This window comes from Neotamlana nanhaiensis (assembly GCF_000943555.1).
GTDB lineage: Bacteria > Bacteroidota > Bacteroidia > Flavobacteriales > Flavobacteriaceae > Neotamlana > Neotamlana nanhaiensis.
This window is the reverse complement of the sequence record NZ_JTDV01000019.1, coordinates 21,030-36,073: the sequence shown is the minus strand read 5'-3', so window position 1 is coordinate 36,073 and position 15,044 is coordinate 21,030. Positions and strand designations below refer to the sequence as shown.

Sequence of the window (15,044 nt, the reverse complement as noted above, 5' to 3'; positions counted from 1 at the left end):
TAGTATGAATTATTTTAATTAAAATTTAACTACTCTTATTTAGATTAAATAAAAATAAGTTATCTATATTTGCAGCAAATTTAAATAGAATGAATCTAAATAAAAATAATTTCTCTCTTTATTTTATGCTTTTAACAAACCTTTTAATGTTTTCTCAGGTTGTTAAGCAAGATTCTACTAAAATAGAACAATTAAGTGAGGTTGTTGTTACCGGTCAGTTAAAACCACAATCAATTAAAAAGTCGGTTTTTGAGGTAAAAGTGATTACCCGAGAAGATATTGATAATAGAGCAGGAAACAACTTAGCCGATTTATTAAATCAAACCCTAAATATTGATGTTTTTCAGAACGCATCCAACGGTCGGTCGGAAATTAACGTGTTAGGTTTAGGTGCGCGTTATTTTAAGGTTTTAATTGATAATATTCCTGTAATTAATGAAGAAGGCTTTGGTAATTCAACCGATTTAACACTTATCAATTTAAATGATGTGGAGCGCATCGAGTTGGTGCAAGGTGCCATGGGTGTGCAATACGGTGCCAATGCCATGTCTGGAGTGTTAAACATTATAACCAAAAAGAAATCTAAAAACGATTGGGAAATAAACACTTTTATACAGGAAGAAACCGTTGGTGATGAGTATGAGTTGTTCGATAAAGGACGCCATATTCAGTCGGTTAGTGTAGGACATCAAATAACAGACAAAAATTTTATAAGCGCGACATATAACCGTAACGATTTTGCGGGTTTTTACGATAATTTTCAAGGCGAATATTACGATGCGAACGATAGCTTGCGTGGTTACCGTTGGTTGCCTAAAACCCAAAACTTTGGTAAGTTTTTAATTAGCCATAAAGGTGAAAATTTTACGGCTTTTTATAAGTTCGATTATTTACACGAAGATATTTTTAAGCACGATTCTATTGTTGCTCAAAATTACAATTCGGCGACCGATACCAGAAATCCTTCCGCTTTAGATGAAACTTTTAATAATCAACGTTTTCTGCATCATTTAAATGTTTCGGGTCGCTTAGGTGAAGTACCTTATAGTATTTCGGCATCTTATCAAAAACAAGAAAATAAGCGCGAAAGTTATACGTATTACATTCACGAAGACAGAAAGGACAACGTAAGCAATACTACCTATTTATCGAAAGACGTGTTGTTTTCTCGTGGTACGTTTAGCAATCTTATTAATCAAGATAAATTTAAGCTTCAAGCAGGTTACGAATACAATCGAGAAATGGGATTTGGTTCGTCGTTTAGCGTTAATCTTGCGCCAGGAGAAGAAGGCGTATCTAAAACCTTAAATAATTTAGATGTATTTACGTCTGCCGAAATAGATTTTAACAAAGACTTTTCGGTAAAACCAGGAATTCGAGCATCGTTTAACGATAAGTTTAATACTCAGTACTACTATTCGCTAAGTGCGCGACATTTGTTTAAAAACAATTGGGAAGCCCGAGGTGTTCTAGGTTTTGGAACGCGTACACCAACTTTCGATGAGCTTTACAGATATTTTGTAGATGTGAATCATGACGTTCAGGGTAACGAAAACCTAAATCCTGAGGAAGGTCTTTCGGCATTTTTCCACCTCAAAAAACAATCGCGATTAGCTGAAAATGTAATGATGAATAATAAGTTAACCTTTTCATACATCGATGTAAAAGATAGAATTGATATGGTGGTTGTTAATGATAGTCCGTTACAATTTCAATTTAATAACATCGACGATTTTTCATCATTAAACCTGTCGCTTGAAAATAGTTTTTATTTCAATAACCTGTCTCTTGGTTTTGGTGCGAGTTATTTTGGTATTAATCGAACGATTGATTACGACACAAACGAAACTTCTGATCGACAAGATAATTTTCAGGTAAATGCCAATGCAACCTACACCATTCCTAAAGCCGATGCGATTGTTACAGCATATTTTAAGCATATTGGTGAAACTAATAGGTTTGTACAAAATGGTGATGGTTCATTTCAAACGCAAACCATCAATCCATATAGTTGGTTAGATGTTAACCTGCGCAAATTTTTCTGTAAAAAACAGTTTGAAGCCACTTTTGGAGTGCGCAATTTACTTGATACAGCAACGGTAAATACCAATGCGGTAAGCGGTGGTGCGCATTCAGGAACGTCGAGTAATATCACATTAGGTTATGGCAGATCGTACTTTTTAAAACTAGCCTACAATTTAAATATCTAAACCATGAAGAGATTATACGTTTTACTTATTGCAATCATTTTTAGCGCATGTAGTGAAGAAACCACGTTTGTGCAAGATCCGTTTGTGGTGGCTTTCGAGAGTTTATCTCAAAACTTAATGGATATTGAAAATGAAGCTGAAATTGCTTTAGTATACTCTAAAACAGCTTTAGAAAATGGATCGGTAACTATTCAAATAACTTCAGAAAATGCTATTTACGGAACCGATTTTACAACAACACCTGAAGCTTCTAGTGGTGTAATTACGTTAGATATAACTTCCGGACAAAGTACCGATACCATCGCTTTTAACAAGTTAAATCCGTTTTTAGATGAAACTACCGAAATTACATTCGCGGTTGCTTCAATAAACTACATCGATGCTAATGTTCAAGGAAACACTCAGTTTAAACTTAACGCTTCGGCCGCTTTAGGTGGCAGTATGCAACCCGAAGTAGGTGGTCCAAATCAAGGCAATCAAGTATTTGTAGATTTAAGTAGCGCTGCGAGCACTTTTGTACAACGCGATTCGTGGGATTTAGGATTTTACAGTGGCGACGCCTTTAGAGTTGCCATAAACGGATCAATTTATATGGCCGCAGGTGCGCTAGAATTTACCGATATAGATGCGGTTACCGAGAGTGATGTGTCTAGCTATAAAAGTCAGATTGCTGTTGGTACTTTTAATGCCGATAACGCCGCGTATGTTGATGCGCCAAATGGCAATATTTTAGAAACCGCTATTGCCGAAGTGTCCGATACCGCTTCAGAAAACAAAGTGTATTTGTTAAACTTAGGTTACGAGGTTGGAACAGCTACGCCAAATTCAGGAAGTGTAGCAGTAGCAGGCGATCATCGTGGTTGGAAAAAAATTAGAATTCTAAAAAATGGAGACGATTATGTGCTTCAATATGCCGATTTAGATGCTACTTCACATCAAGAAGTTACTATAAGTAAAGCCAGTGGTTATAACTTTTCATTCTTCAGTTTAACAAACAATCAATTAGTCGATGTTGAGCCAGAGCAAGACCGTTGGGACATCAGTTTTACAGTATTTACAAATATTATTGATGGTGCTGGCAGTTATGGTTATTCCGATTTTGTAACCCATAATACTAAAGGTGGCGCTGAAGCATATATGGTTGAAACCAGTAGCAGCAATTACGATGCATTTACACTAGATAATGTAGACCTAAATCTTCTCAATACAGACCAAACTACAATTGGGGCAAATTGGCGCGATGTGTTTTCTAGCATGCCGTTTGAAGACCGCTTTTTTGTAATAAAAGATCCTAATGACAACATCTATAAAATACGATTTTTAGCCATGGTAAACGATGGTGGAGAACGTGGCTATCCTGAATTTGAATACGAACTTTTACAAGCAGAATAATAACTAATAATAAATTTAATCCTTTTAAAATATGAAAACAAAATTACATTTTTCATTATTAATGCTTTTAAGCATTTTTATGACTCAAGCACAAGAAACAACAGTAGATTTAAGCATGACAGCTAGTTACGCAAACGATGTGTTTTATAAATTAAGCGATGGTACAACAAACGCATACGATAGAAGTACTTGGGATATAGCCTTTTTAAGAACAAGTTCAATGAGTTTTTCTTTAAGAGTAAACGATGGCGCTGGCATTCAGGTTTTCGATGTGTCTAACGATCCAAACGACTGGGAAAACGTAGATGTTGCCAACGAAGCATCATGGACCGAATTACACAACCTTGAAACTAGTTGGAATACTGGTGCTTTCGATACGGGTTCTGCCGATGGTACGTATGCATACGGTTGGGGTAATTATAACTTTGCAACACACCATATTGAAGGTGATGTGGTATTTGTTTTAAAATATGCTGACGGTTCTTACATTAAATTCTTCTGTGAAGATTATTATGGTGGTTATACCTTTAAATATGCTTCTTGGGATGGAAGTAATTGGAGTACGGATGAAACCGCTACGGTATCGAACACCAATAACCCAAACAACAAATTTAATTATTACTCATTACAAAATGACGCTGAGGTTGTTGCAGAACCTGGGATTGGTAATTGGGATTTAAAATTCACTAAATATATTGCCGATTTAGATGGTGCAGGTACGTATTATTTAGTAACAGGAGTTTTACATAGCGATGATGTAACTGTGGCACAAAACGAAGAAACTTCGGGTATGCCAGCAAATCCTTCGTTAACGTATTCAGAAGAGATAAACACCATTGGTTACGATTGGAAATCGTTCAACATGAGTACATTTACTTATGATGTTGATGCTACTCAAGCTTATTACGTAAAATATGCCGATGGAACTGTTTATCGCTTGTATTTTACTGCGTTTGAAGGCACCAGTACAGGAAATATCACGTTTAAACAACAAGATGTTACTGCTACTTTAGGTATTGAAGCGATTAATGATGCTGTTTCTTTTGGCGTGTATCCAAATCCATCAACAGATAAAAATATAAACTTAGTTTACGATGTAAATCAATTAGGTTCTGGGAAAAATGAAGTCGCTATTTACTCTGTTTCTGGTGCCAAAGTATTTGAATCTGAACTTAAGAAAAATTCTGGGTTTTATAACAAATCTTTAAATTTATCGAACTTACAAAGCGGTGTTTATGTTCTTAAGTTTACTTCAGGAAATAATAGTGCTACAAAAAAATTAATTCTCAACTAAAAGGAGAGGGGTAATTCCTTATAAGCCACTTTATTAAAGTGGCTTTTTTTATTTTATTAAGTAGTTAACATTTAATTTAAGAGTCGCATAAAAGTAATTTTGTAAATTACGCCACTTAAACGTGTTTATATGGTTACACTCAAACAACTGGCTAAAGAGTTAAATGTTTCAATTTCAACAGTTTCTAAAGCTTTAAATAACAGTGAAGAAATAGGAGAAACTACGGTAAGACGAGTAAAGGAACTTGCCGAATTATATAATTACAAACCTAATAAAGTAGCCTTAAGTTTAAAGAATAATAAAACTAAAACTATAGGTGTTATAATTCCTAATATATTAAATAGGTTTTTAGCCAAAGTGCTTTTTGGTATAGAGCGTGAAGCCAATAAACAAGGTTATAATATTATTACCTGTATATCTAACGAATCCTTAGATAAGGAAAAGGAAAGTTTGCAGCTTTTAGCCAATGGAAGTGTCGATGGATTTATTCTATCGGTGGCCGAAGAAACTCAAATAAGTAATGAAATTGAACACTTTAAAAAAACCATAAGTCAAGGTTTGCCAATAGTAATGTTCGATAGGGTGGCGCACGATGTGTTATGTGATAAAGTTATAGTTGATGATTTTGATGCTACCTACAATGCTACGCAATTATTAACTAGTGAAAACCGAAAAAAAATAGCCTTTATAAGTAATATTAACGATTTAAGTGTTGGTAAATTACGAGAGCGGGGTTACAATAAAGCTATTTTAGAGCAAAAACAGCAAGAACCGCTGGTTTTAAAAATTAAAAAGAAAGACGATCATCAAAAGAAAATAAAATCTTTTTTTAAGAAAAACCCAGGTATCGATGCAGTTTTAGCAGCCGATAGTTCTTCGGGAATAATAGCTTTAAATACAGCAGTAAATTTAGGACTTAAAGTGCCAAAAGATGTATCGGTAATTGCCTTTGCCAGTAAATCCGATTCTAATCATACCTTACCTAAATTAACAACTATTAGGCAGCATGCCAAGACCATTGGTGAAAATGCAGCGCAATTGCTAATTAATCGCATGCTTAATACTAATAAAGAGGAAGATGTAAAAACCAATATTGTAAAAACAAGTTTGGTTAAAACCAAGTCTATATTGTAATATAATACTTTCTTTATCGATAAAATACATCATTTTGGCTTGTTTTAGGTGTTTTTTATCTAATATTTATTAAATTATTGGTTTTGTTGATATATATTAGCCTTAGCTAAGTTGAGCGCTCCCGTTTTCCCTAAGTTCAGTTTACTAAAAAATTAATCCAAATAGGCAGTTTGTGCCAATTCCCTCATCAAAAAAACTTATATAATCGTAGGCTGTTTGTGCTTATCGGTTTAAGGTTAATTATTCCATTTATCCCTCAAAAAGCAAGACTTTAATTTAAGTCTTTTGAAACGTGTTTTTTAATAAATGAAATAAATAATAGTTAAACCTTAAAAATCGAAATTAATATGAAAGCCTTAAGAATTACTCTAATTTTAGCATCACTTTTTTTAACCGTAGCCTCTTGTACAAAACAAGATTTAAACGAGGACGATGTTTTACAATCTCCTGAGACCGAAGAGATGCCTTATACTGGTGGTAGTGGTTCAGACTAAGAAACAATTACATTTAATATTTTATAAAAAAGCTTCAGCTATTATAGTTGAAGCTTTTTTTATGGAAATAAATAAAAATTAAATACATTTGAGGGTAAATGTTTTAATAGTAGTTGAAAGTTTTAGCCCATATTTGTTTTGTGTTTTTTTTAAACATAATTGTGTTGAATGCACAAGATTCTAGGGTTTTTCAAAAAATAGATTCTGTTAAAGCCGAATTAAAAACACTTCCTAAAAACGATTCTGTTGCGATTGCAGAGGTGCAATATAAAATTGGAGAATTATTTAGAAAATCACTATTTAGCGATAGCGCATTAGTATACTTCCAAAAGGCCGAAAAGGTTTTTCAATCTCATAATTTAACCTTTAACGTTGCTATAACTCGCTATGGCATTGCTGTTTGCCAGCTTTACCAAAAAGATTACACAGGTAGCGAATCGCTTTCTATTGAAGTTTTAACTTTACTAAATGGTTTAAATCAAACCAACAGCGTTAGGCAGTATAAAGCCTATACTTACAATAATTTAGGAATTGTTTTTGATGAGTTAGAACAACACGAACAATCTATTACATATTTTGAAAAGGCGTTAGAAATTAAAAATGATTTAAAAGGCAATTACGTGCGTAGCAAAGGGTTAACTTTAAATAATATGCTTAAAGTTTATAGGCGCTCAGGACAGTTCGATAAGGCTTTTAATAAATATCAGGAAATTTATAACAACAAAAAATTAATAACACAATATCCCGATGTTTATGGTTTAGCTTTGGGTAATTATGCGAATGCCCTTTATTTAGCGAATAAACATAAAGAATTACCAGGACTTTATTTAAAGGCCTTAAAAATTTTCGACAGTATAAACGATTCTTATAATTCTATAATTATTCATCAACATTTAGCCGAATTTTATAACGATATCAACCAAAAGGATTCGGCTCGATTTTATGCCTATAAAGCCAAAAATATTTCGGAGAAGTACAATAATGACGATTTGCTTAAATCGCTCTATATTATTGCTAAGATAGAAAAAGGCGAAACTGCTAATAAATATTTAAATGAATACATAGTGTTAAGCGATAGTTTACAAAAAATAGAACGCCTTAACCGCGATAAATTTGCAAGAATACGCTACGAAACCGACCAAATTGAGCAAGAAAATAAACGCATTGCTAAAGAGCGCCAATGGCTATTTATAATTTCAATAATTATTATGTTGGCAGCCTTACTTCTATATTTATTTTTAACCCAACGCGCAAAAAATAAAGCACTCGAATTTAAACAATCGCAGCAAGAAAGTAACGAAGAAATTTATAACCTAATGCTTTCGCAAAACGAAAGTATTGAGGAAGCAAGGGCTCAAGAAAAAACTAGAATTTCGCAAGAACTACACGACGGTGTTTTGGGACGCTTGTTTGGAACGCGTTTAAGTTTAGATAGCTTAAATATGAATACTAGTGAGCAGGCAATAAAGGCACGAGAACAGTATATTAATGAGTTGCAAGATATTGAACACGATATTCGTAAAGTATCGCACGAGTTAAATACCGATTTTGTGTCAGGTTCTGGTTTTATCGATATTATTAAAACTTTAGTTGAGACCCAAACTTTAAGTTATAATTTGAAACATACTTTTATGGCAGATTCTAACATAAACTGGGATCTTGTTAGCAATAAAACTAAAATTCATATATACCGCATTATACAAGAAGCCTTACACAACATTAATAAGCATGCCAATGCAAGCCTTGTAAAAATTAGCTTTAAATTAAAAAAAGATGTAATTTGCATAACGATGGTAGATGACGGCGGAGGATTTGATGTTAATAAAGCAAAATCTGGAATTGGTTTAAAAAACATGAATTCTAGAGTAAAAGAAATTAACGGAAATATAACTATAACATCCCAGAAACAACAAGGTACAACCTTAATTTTAGAAGCTCCAATTACATAATAACCTAACATGACCGAAAACATAAAAATATTAATGATTGATGATCATCCTATGATTATTGAAGGATATCAAAACACATTATTATTTACAAAAAAAGAACATCAAAATTTAAAAATTGATATCGCAAATAATTGCGATCAGGCTGTAGAATTAATTAATAAATCGGTAAACGAAACGCCTTACGATGTACTGTTTGTCGATATAAGTTTACCACCGTCAACCGATGGTGTTATGAGTTCTGGCGAAGACATAGCCGAATATGCCAAAAAAGTACTTCCAAATGCTAAAATTGTGGTGTTAACCATGTTTAACGAATCGTTTAGAATACATAATATTATTAAAACCATCGATCCAGAAGGTTTTTTAATTAAAAGTGATTTAACATCAAGTGAATTGGCAAGTGCTTTTCAAGCGGTTTTAAATAATCCGCCATTTTATAGCGGTACCGTAAATCAGCATATTAGAAAATCGTTAACCACAGATATTGTAATCGACGAGAAAAACCGAAAAATACTTTACTTATTATCGCAAGGGATAAAAACCAAAAATTTAGCGCAACATTTAGATATTTCTTTAAGCGCTATAGAAAAACGTAAAAAACAATTACGAGAAATTTTTGAGGTAGAAGATGGGCAAGATGAAACTTTAATAAACGAAGCTCGTAGCAAAGGGTTTATATAAAATTTATGATTTTTTACAGTTTTTTTCTGCTTAAAACCCTTGTATTCATTGAGTTCTGTAAGTTAACCGTAAGTTAATTACGGGTTTCCCACATCTAAAATTAGAAATTTATAGGTATATTTGTATATACAACGCTTCAAAAAAATTAATTAATCCCTCATTTTTTTGTTGATAATAGCAATTTACACAAAAACCCTGTGGAGGTGAGAGACCCACAGGGTTTCTTCTTTTTTTAGATTAAAATTAAAATAAGATGTCTCTATTTTCCCAAACTATACCAATAAAAAGTCCGGTATAAATTATAGCCACAATAAACTTTATAAAAGTTGAGGTAATAAAGCCTAAAAACGATCCAAATGCTGCGCGTGTAGCTGTTTTTGTATCACTTTTATTTAATAATTCGCCTATTAGAGCCCCTAAAAATGGACCAATAATTATACCGCCAGGTATTGGAGCAAAAATGCCAACAATTAGCCCAATGGTTGTGCCAATAACCCCATACTTACTTCCGCCAAATCGCTTGGTGCCAATAGCAGGAATTATATAATCGAGTATGTAAATAAATAAGGCAATTAATCCTGTTATCACTAAAAATGATGTTTCTAAAGTTATGGTTTTAGTAAAATGTAAAATCAAAAAACCAAGCCAACTGGTTACAGGTCCAGGTAAAATGGGTAAAAAACTACCAATAATGCCTAAAAACATTAAAAAGCAAGCAATAATAAATAAAGTAATATCCATGGGTTAAGTGATTTTGTTCTTGATTATTAGACTAAAAATTAGGTCACGTGTTACATTTTAAACTAAAATTATAGTTTTAACTAATTTTTTAGTTATATTAGCGGTATGAAATTTTTTCATTGTCATCAATGAATTGGTTTCAGAAACTTTAAAAATAGAAACAAAAAATTACTTAAATAAAAAAATATGGTACAACTTACAAAAGCAGAAGAGGATATAATGAAAATACTTTGGCAACTAAAAAAGGCCAATGTTAAAGCCATAATTGAAGAATTCCCTGATCCAAAACCAGCTTACAATACGGTTTCAACTATTGTTAGAATTTTAGAAGGTAAAGGTGTTGTAGATTACGAAAAACAGGGAAAAGGGCATATTTATTTTCCTGTTTTAAAACAACAAGATTACAGTAATCAATCTATAAATAAGTTGGTAGATGGGTACTTTCAAGGGTCGTTTAAAAGCATGGTATCTTTCTTTATGAAGAAAAACGACATTAGTGTAAACGAGTTAGAATCGGTGTTAAAAGAAATTAATAAAAACGAGTAATCATGTGGCATTATCTACTTCAAACTGTAACGTTTCAGTTGTTTTTTCTTTTGGTTTACGATACATTTTTAAAACGCGAAACCTTTTTTAATTGGAATAGAGCATACCTTTTATTCACAGCATGGTTGTCGTTGGTATTGCCCTTTATAAAAATTGAAAGTTTTAAAAAAGCAGTGCCAGAGCAGTTTGTTGTAGCTTTACCCGAAGTATTTTTAGGGCAAACAAATAAAACCATACAACTCGATCCAGTTGTTATTCAATCTCAAAGCGCATCAATTATAATGCTTTTTACATGGCAAAATTTATTTTATCTGGGCGTTGTCATAACCTTAATTTTATTTGTTGTAAAGTTATTTAAAGTACTGGTTTTAATAAAAAATAGTCCTAAAATCAACAACGGAAAACTGTGTTTAGTTACCTTATTAAAAAGCACCAACGCCTTTTCATTTTTTAATTATGTGTTTTTAGGCGAACGGTTAAGCGAACCAGAAAAGCATACCATTTTACAACACGAAATGGTTCATGTTAAACAAAAACATACACTCGATTTATTGTTTTTCGAGGTGCTTCGTATTGTGTTTTGGTTTAACCCGTTGGTATACATTTATCAAAATAAAATGATAACGCTACACGAATTTATAGCCGATTCGCAAGCAGTAAAACATCAAAACAAAAAAGATTACTATCAAAATTTATTGGCGCAAGTGTTTCAAACCAAGCGCATATCATTCATCAATCCATTTTACAAACAATCATTAATCAAAAAACGAATCGTTATGTTACAAAAATCAAAATCGAAACAAATTTATTTATTAAAATATGCACTCTTAATTCCGTTGGTTTTTGGGATGCTAATTTATACTTCGACCGAGGCTCAGGATATAAAATTGACAAGTCAGAGTTCAGGAAATCAAGAATTACCAGACGAAGAGATAAAGGAAAAGTTAGAAAAAGAATATGATGAATTAGTAAAAAACGGAGCGGATTTTCAAGCGATTTACAAAGCATTTTTCGTTAAGTCTCATAAATATGTTCTTTCAAAAGAAGAGTACTATAGGCAGAATATTTACTTTGAAAAATTACTTGGTGATAAAAAGAAAGATTTACTTAAATCAAAGATAATTGGTAGAAATTATAAAGAATATTTGGAATGGAAAAGAACGGATGAGGCAAAAGAAATTTGGGAAAATAGTACAAGTGATGGCGTTTTGAAACTTGTAGTTGACAATATGAAAAGCTTGACAGAAGCAGAGGATAAGCGCAGGAAAGAAAAAATTGATTTTATAATGAGAGATGAGTTTTTTCATTCGTTGGTAATGACAGATGGTGAAATTATTACCACATTACTAATTAATGAACCGTCAAAAGAAATGAACGACTTGAAAATATATGAAAGTGAAAATATTGAAGTTCCATTTTCAGTTATAGAAAAGGTTCCATTGTTTCCAGGTTGTGAAGATTTAACAACCAACAAAGAACAGAGTGATTGTATGTCCAGAAGTATTTCGCAATTTGTTAACAAAAATTTCAACACCAAAATAGCCGATAGTTTACAATTAAAAGGCAGACAACGTATCAATGTTATTTTTAAGATAGATACCAAAGGAAATATTATAGATATACGCTCAAGAGCCCCGCATCCAGCTTTAGAAGAAGAAGCAATACGAGTAATTAGTAGCTTGCCAAGAATGATACCCGGCGAACATCAAGGTAAAAAGGTAAATGTGCCTTATAGTTTACCTATAATTTTTCAGGTTGCCGATGTAGAATTAGAAAAAGTATCGGAGACATCAGAAGACATAATTGCTGATGATATTGAAGTGCCCTTTTCAGTAGTTGAAAATGCTCCCGTATTCCCAGGTTGCGAAAACTTACAAACCAATGAGGAACGTAAAAAGTGTATGTCTGAAAAAATTAGTGAATTTGTAGCTCAAAAATTTAATACAGATTTAGGAAACGAATTAGGTTTAACAGGTAGGCAACGTATAAGTGTTATTTTTAAAATTGATGAATTTGGAAGCGTAACTACCGATGACATTAAGGCAAGAGCGCCACATAAAGTATTGGAAGAAGAAGCCATTCGCGTTATTAGTGAACTTCCTAAAATGACTCCTGGAACCCAAAAAGGAAAAACTGTAAAAGTACCATACAGCTTGCCAATTATTTTTGAAGTAGAAGAAACTAAAACTAATGATTAGAATTTCAATTCTATTTTTAGTATTCATATTTAAAACCGAAGCACAAACTTCGGTTTTAAATGCTGCAGATAGTCTGTTTGTTCTGGGAAATTATTCAAATGCAATTCGCGTTTACAAATCGCATTCAAATCAACCCGAAGTTTATGATAAGTTAGCCAAGTCTTACACGGCTATTGGTAATTACGATGAGGCTTTAAAGTATTATGAATTGGGAGTAGAAACCAATCCGACTAATATGTTGTTAAAATACGATTATGCAAAATTATTATCAGCTACAAAAAAGTTTAAAGAAGCTAAAAGTATATTTAGTAGTTTGATAAAAACCGATAGTTTAAACCCGAATTTCCATTACGAATTAGGTTTGGTACTTGAAAAATTAAACGATTCCACAGCAATAAATGCTTTTAAAACAACCTATAGTTTAGACGAAACACACCAAAAAGCCATTTACGAAATTGCAAAAACACATTTGCAAAAACGTGAGTATGCTCTGGTAGATAAATATGTTGATAAAGGTTTGGAAAGTTACCAAAACAACGCAAAACTAATAAGTCTTAAAGCGCAAAATTACTTTTGGTCTCAAAATTATCGTGAAGCGATAGCTTGGTTTGAAAAACTTATCGATTTGGGAGAAAAATCAGCATTCGTTTATGAAAAAATAAGCTTAAGTTATGCTAAGCATTTTAATTATGAAAAAGCGATAGAATACCGATTAAAAGCTTTAAAGTTTAATCCTCATGATGCCACAGCACGTTACGTCATTGGAACCTATTATTTAAATACAAATGATTTTGAAAACGCAGAAAAGTTTATTAAAGATGCACTGTTTCTTTTAGACCAACCGCTTGATAAAGAATATATGAAGTTAGCAACGGTATTTAACCGACAGAAAAAATATAAAGAAGCCGTTGAAACTTTAAAAATAGCCATAAAAGAAGCTCCTGATAATTACTTGGCGCATTTTCAAATGGCTGTAACACTGGACAGCTATTATAAAGACTACGATGCAAGAATTAAAGTATTCGAAAACTTACTTGAAAAATTTCCCGATAAAGGCATGAATGCTTTCATAGAAGACAGAATATCAAAACTAAAACAAGAAAAATTTATTAAAGAAGGTGAAAAGAAAGATTGAAAACCGAAAAAAATTGTAAATTTCGGTTTCAGTTGAAATCTATGAGGTTTATTTTTACTCTGTTATTCTTTTTTTTACTCATTTCCTGCGACTTTTTTAAGGTGAAGAAAACGTCGTCTCAAGATATTTTAAACGAAGAATTAAAAGCATTTAATTGGACCGATGTAGATGAATATCCAAGCTTTTCGAGCTGCGATTCTATTGCTGTGAAACAAGATAGAAAAAATTGTTTTCAAAACAGTTTAGCACTTCATATTTGGGAATTTTTAAAACAAGAACAAATAACTGTTACACAAGATATTACAGATACTATTGTTTTGAAATTTAACTTATCGAAAGATGGTATTTTAAAGCTTGTAGATACTAAAATGACTATTACAACACGCAATGAAATTCCTAATATCGAAGCTTTAATAACCCAAAGTTTAGATTCGCTTCCTCAAGTTTATCCAGCTATAAAACGAGGGCAACATGTAAACGCTGCTTTTAGTTTGCCAATAATTATTAATGTAGACTAAAACCTGATAGATAGCTTACGCATTAGTCTTAAAATTTCGGCGTAAAGCCAAACTAAAGTGACTAGTAATCCCCAAGTTGCTAACCATTCTTTATATTTTGGAGCTTTGTTTTTATAGCGCTCAATATAATCGAAATCTAATAGAAGAGACAAGGCAGCAAAAATGGCCGCGACTATGTTAAAAATAATAGCAGGCCAAGAAATCCCCCAAATAAAGACTTTTACCCCAAAAAAACTCAATATCCATGAGATGAGATAAATTACAAAAATACTGGTGCAAACCGTAATAATAACACTGCGTAATTTTTTTGTAACTACTATAATACGAGTTTGGTACAACAGTAAAACGACAATAAAAGTAACAACCGTAATGCCGATAGCTTGGTACGGTAAATTTGGAAATTGATTATGCGCATAAATACTTAAACTCGATAAAAACAAACCCTTTGCAACGGCGTAAAGCGGTACTAAAATATGTGCCCAATGTTGCCTAACCGAAATAACAATGCTAATGACGATGGCCGCAAGCATGCCGCCTAAACTCAGCCATTTTATAGTGTAACCCAAGCTGTAAAGTTTATAAACGCCAAAAGCAACCGCAATAATTATGGCTATTGAGAAAAGCGATTTTATAAAAATACCAGTAACAGTCATTGTTTTGGTGCTACGGTTTTCGTCGTCAAAAAAGTAATTGGTAAAAGCAGGATTCGATGTTTTGTTTAAAAGCTTCATGTTACTAAAATAACCAGTTTT

At 32.5% G+C, this 15,044-nt stretch carries 13 protein-coding genes; 11 read left to right on the top strand and 2 right to left on the bottom strand.

The window, feature by feature from the left end; translation table 11 throughout:
- Positions 1-146 precede the first annotated feature (146 nt).
- The 7 genes from PK35_RS16505 (at position 147) to PK35_RS16480 (ending at position 9,154) form a co-directional block, all read left to right on the top strand.
- Complete coding sequence (locus PK35_RS16505; protein WP_157841076.1) at positions 147-2,210, top strand: TonB-dependent receptor plug domain-containing protein; 2,064 nt, start codon at positions 147-149, stop codon at positions 2,208-2,210.
- A gap of 3 nt (positions 2,211-2,213) precedes the next feature.
- Positions 2,214-3,602 (top strand): HmuY family protein, encoded by a 1,389-nt coding sequence (locus tag PK35_RS16500; RefSeq protein ID WP_044627683.1) that lies wholly within the window; start codon positions 2,214-2,216, stop codon positions 3,600-3,602.
- 31 nt (positions 3,603-3,633) lie between these two features.
- On the top strand, positions 3,634-4,896 hold the full coding sequence (locus PK35_RS16495; RefSeq protein WP_044627682.1) for a T9SS type A sorting domain-containing protein: 1,263 nt from the start codon (positions 3,634-3,636) through the stop codon (positions 4,894-4,896).
- A gap of 129 nt (positions 4,897-5,025) precedes the next feature.
- Entirely contained in the window at positions 5,026-6,030 is a 1,005-nt protein-coding gene (locus PK35_RS16490; RefSeq protein ID WP_044627681.1) for a LacI family DNA-binding transcriptional regulator, read from the top strand.
- A 347-nt stretch (positions 6,031-6,377) separates the two neighbouring features.
- A complete protein-coding gene (locus tag PK35_RS17645; RefSeq protein ID WP_157841075.1) occupies positions 6,378-6,524 on the top strand; it encodes a hypothetical protein in 147 nt (48 codons plus the stop codon).
- A 164-nt stretch (positions 6,525-6,688) separates the two neighbouring features.
- Entirely contained in the window at positions 6,689-8,473 is a 1,785-nt protein-coding gene (locus tag PK35_RS16485) for a tetratricopeptide repeat-containing sensor histidine kinase (protein ID WP_162182425.1), read from the top strand.
- A gap of 9 nt (positions 8,474-8,482) precedes the next feature.
- The gene (locus PK35_RS16480) at positions 8,483-9,154 is read left to right on the top strand and encodes a response regulator (RefSeq protein ID WP_044627680.1); all 672 of its coding nucleotides are present in this window, start codon (positions 8,483-8,485) and stop codon (positions 9,152-9,154) included.
- A 243-nt stretch (positions 9,155-9,397) separates the two neighbouring features.
- Here PK35_RS16480 and PK35_RS16475 read toward each other — a convergent pair whose 3' ends face one another.
- Positions 9,398-9,895: a DUF456 domain-containing protein gene (locus PK35_RS16475; RefSeq protein ID WP_044627679.1), complete on the bottom strand. Its 498-nt coding sequence runs from the start codon at positions 9,893-9,895 to the stop codon at positions 9,398-9,400.
- A gap of 186 nt (positions 9,896-10,081) precedes the next feature.
- Between PK35_RS16475 and PK35_RS16470 the strand changes: the two genes are divergently transcribed.
- The 4 genes from PK35_RS16470 to PK35_RS16455 are packed head-to-tail and all read left to right on the top strand — an operon-like array spanning position 10,082 to position 14,292.
- Positions 10,082-10,441, top strand: a complete 360-nt coding sequence (locus tag PK35_RS16470) for a BlaI/MecI/CopY family transcriptional regulator (RefSeq protein WP_044627678.1) — start codon at positions 10,082-10,084, stop codon at positions 10,439-10,441.
- A 2-nt stretch (positions 10,442-10,443) separates the two neighbouring features.
- Positions 10,444-12,639: a M56 family metallopeptidase gene (locus PK35_RS17915; RefSeq protein ID WP_052826061.1), complete on the top strand. Its 2,196-nt coding sequence runs from the start codon at positions 10,444-10,446 to the stop codon at positions 12,637-12,639.
- A complete protein-coding gene (locus PK35_RS16460; RefSeq protein ID WP_044627677.1) occupies positions 12,632-13,774 on the top strand; it encodes a tetratricopeptide repeat protein in 1,143 nt (380 codons plus the stop codon). The genes PK35_RS17915 and PK35_RS16460 overlap by 8 nt, the downstream gene beginning before the upstream one ends.
- Positions 13,775-13,815: 41 nt before the next feature.
- Positions 13,816-14,292: a hypothetical protein gene (locus tag PK35_RS16455; protein WP_044627711.1), complete on the top strand. Its 477-nt coding sequence runs from the start codon at positions 13,816-13,818 to the stop codon at positions 14,290-14,292.
- Here the strand turns inward: PK35_RS16455 and PK35_RS16450 are convergent.
- Entirely contained in the window at positions 14,289-15,023 is a 735-nt protein-coding gene (locus PK35_RS16450) for a Bax inhibitor-1/YccA family protein (protein ID WP_044627676.1), read from the bottom strand. The two genes, PK35_RS16455 and PK35_RS16450, sit on opposite strands and share 4 nt — an antisense overlap.
- Between the last annotated feature and the right edge of the window lie 21 nt (positions 15,024-15,044).

Bases quoted from the DNA above. Each gene is read 5' to 3' on its own strand.
- PK35_RS16505 (WP_157841076.1), top strand. From the start codon at position 147: ATGTTTTCTCAGGTTGTTAAGCAAGATTCTACTAAAATAGAACAATTA.
- PK35_RS16500 (WP_044627683.1), top strand. From the start codon at position 2,214: ATGAAGAGATTATACGTTTTACTTATTGCAATCATTTTTAGCGCATGT.
- PK35_RS16495 (WP_044627682.1), top strand. From the start codon at position 3,634: ATGAAAACAAAATTACATTTTTCATTATTAATGCTTTTAAGCATTTTT.
- PK35_RS16490 (WP_044627681.1), top strand. From the start codon at position 5,026: ATGGTTACACTCAAACAACTGGCTAAAGAGTTAAATGTTTCAATTTCA.
- PK35_RS17645 (WP_157841075.1), top strand. From the start codon at position 6,378: ATGAAAGCCTTAAGAATTACTCTAATTTTAGCATCACTTTTTTTAACC.
- PK35_RS16480 (WP_044627680.1), top strand. From the start codon at position 8,483: ATGACCGAAAACATAAAAATATTAATGATTGATGATCATCCTATGATT.
- PK35_RS16475 (WP_044627679.1), bottom strand. From the start codon at position 9,895: ATGGATATTACTTTATTTATTATTGCTTGCTTTTTAATGTTTTTAGGC.
- PK35_RS16470 (WP_044627678.1), top strand. From the start codon at position 10,082: ATGGTACAACTTACAAAAGCAGAAGAGGATATAATGAAAATACTTTGG.
- PK35_RS17915 (WP_052826061.1), top strand. From the start codon at position 10,444: ATGTGGCATTATCTACTTCAAACTGTAACGTTTCAGTTGTTTTTTCTT.
- PK35_RS16460 (WP_044627677.1), top strand. From the start codon at position 12,632: ATGATTAGAATTTCAATTCTATTTTTAGTATTCATATTTAAAACCGAA.
- PK35_RS16455 (WP_044627711.1), top strand. From the start codon at position 13,816: ATGAGGTTTATTTTTACTCTGTTATTCTTTTTTTTACTCATTTCCTGC.
- PK35_RS16450 (WP_044627676.1), bottom strand. From the start codon at position 15,023: ATGAAGCTTTTAAACAAAACATCGAATCCTGCTTTTACCAATTACTTT.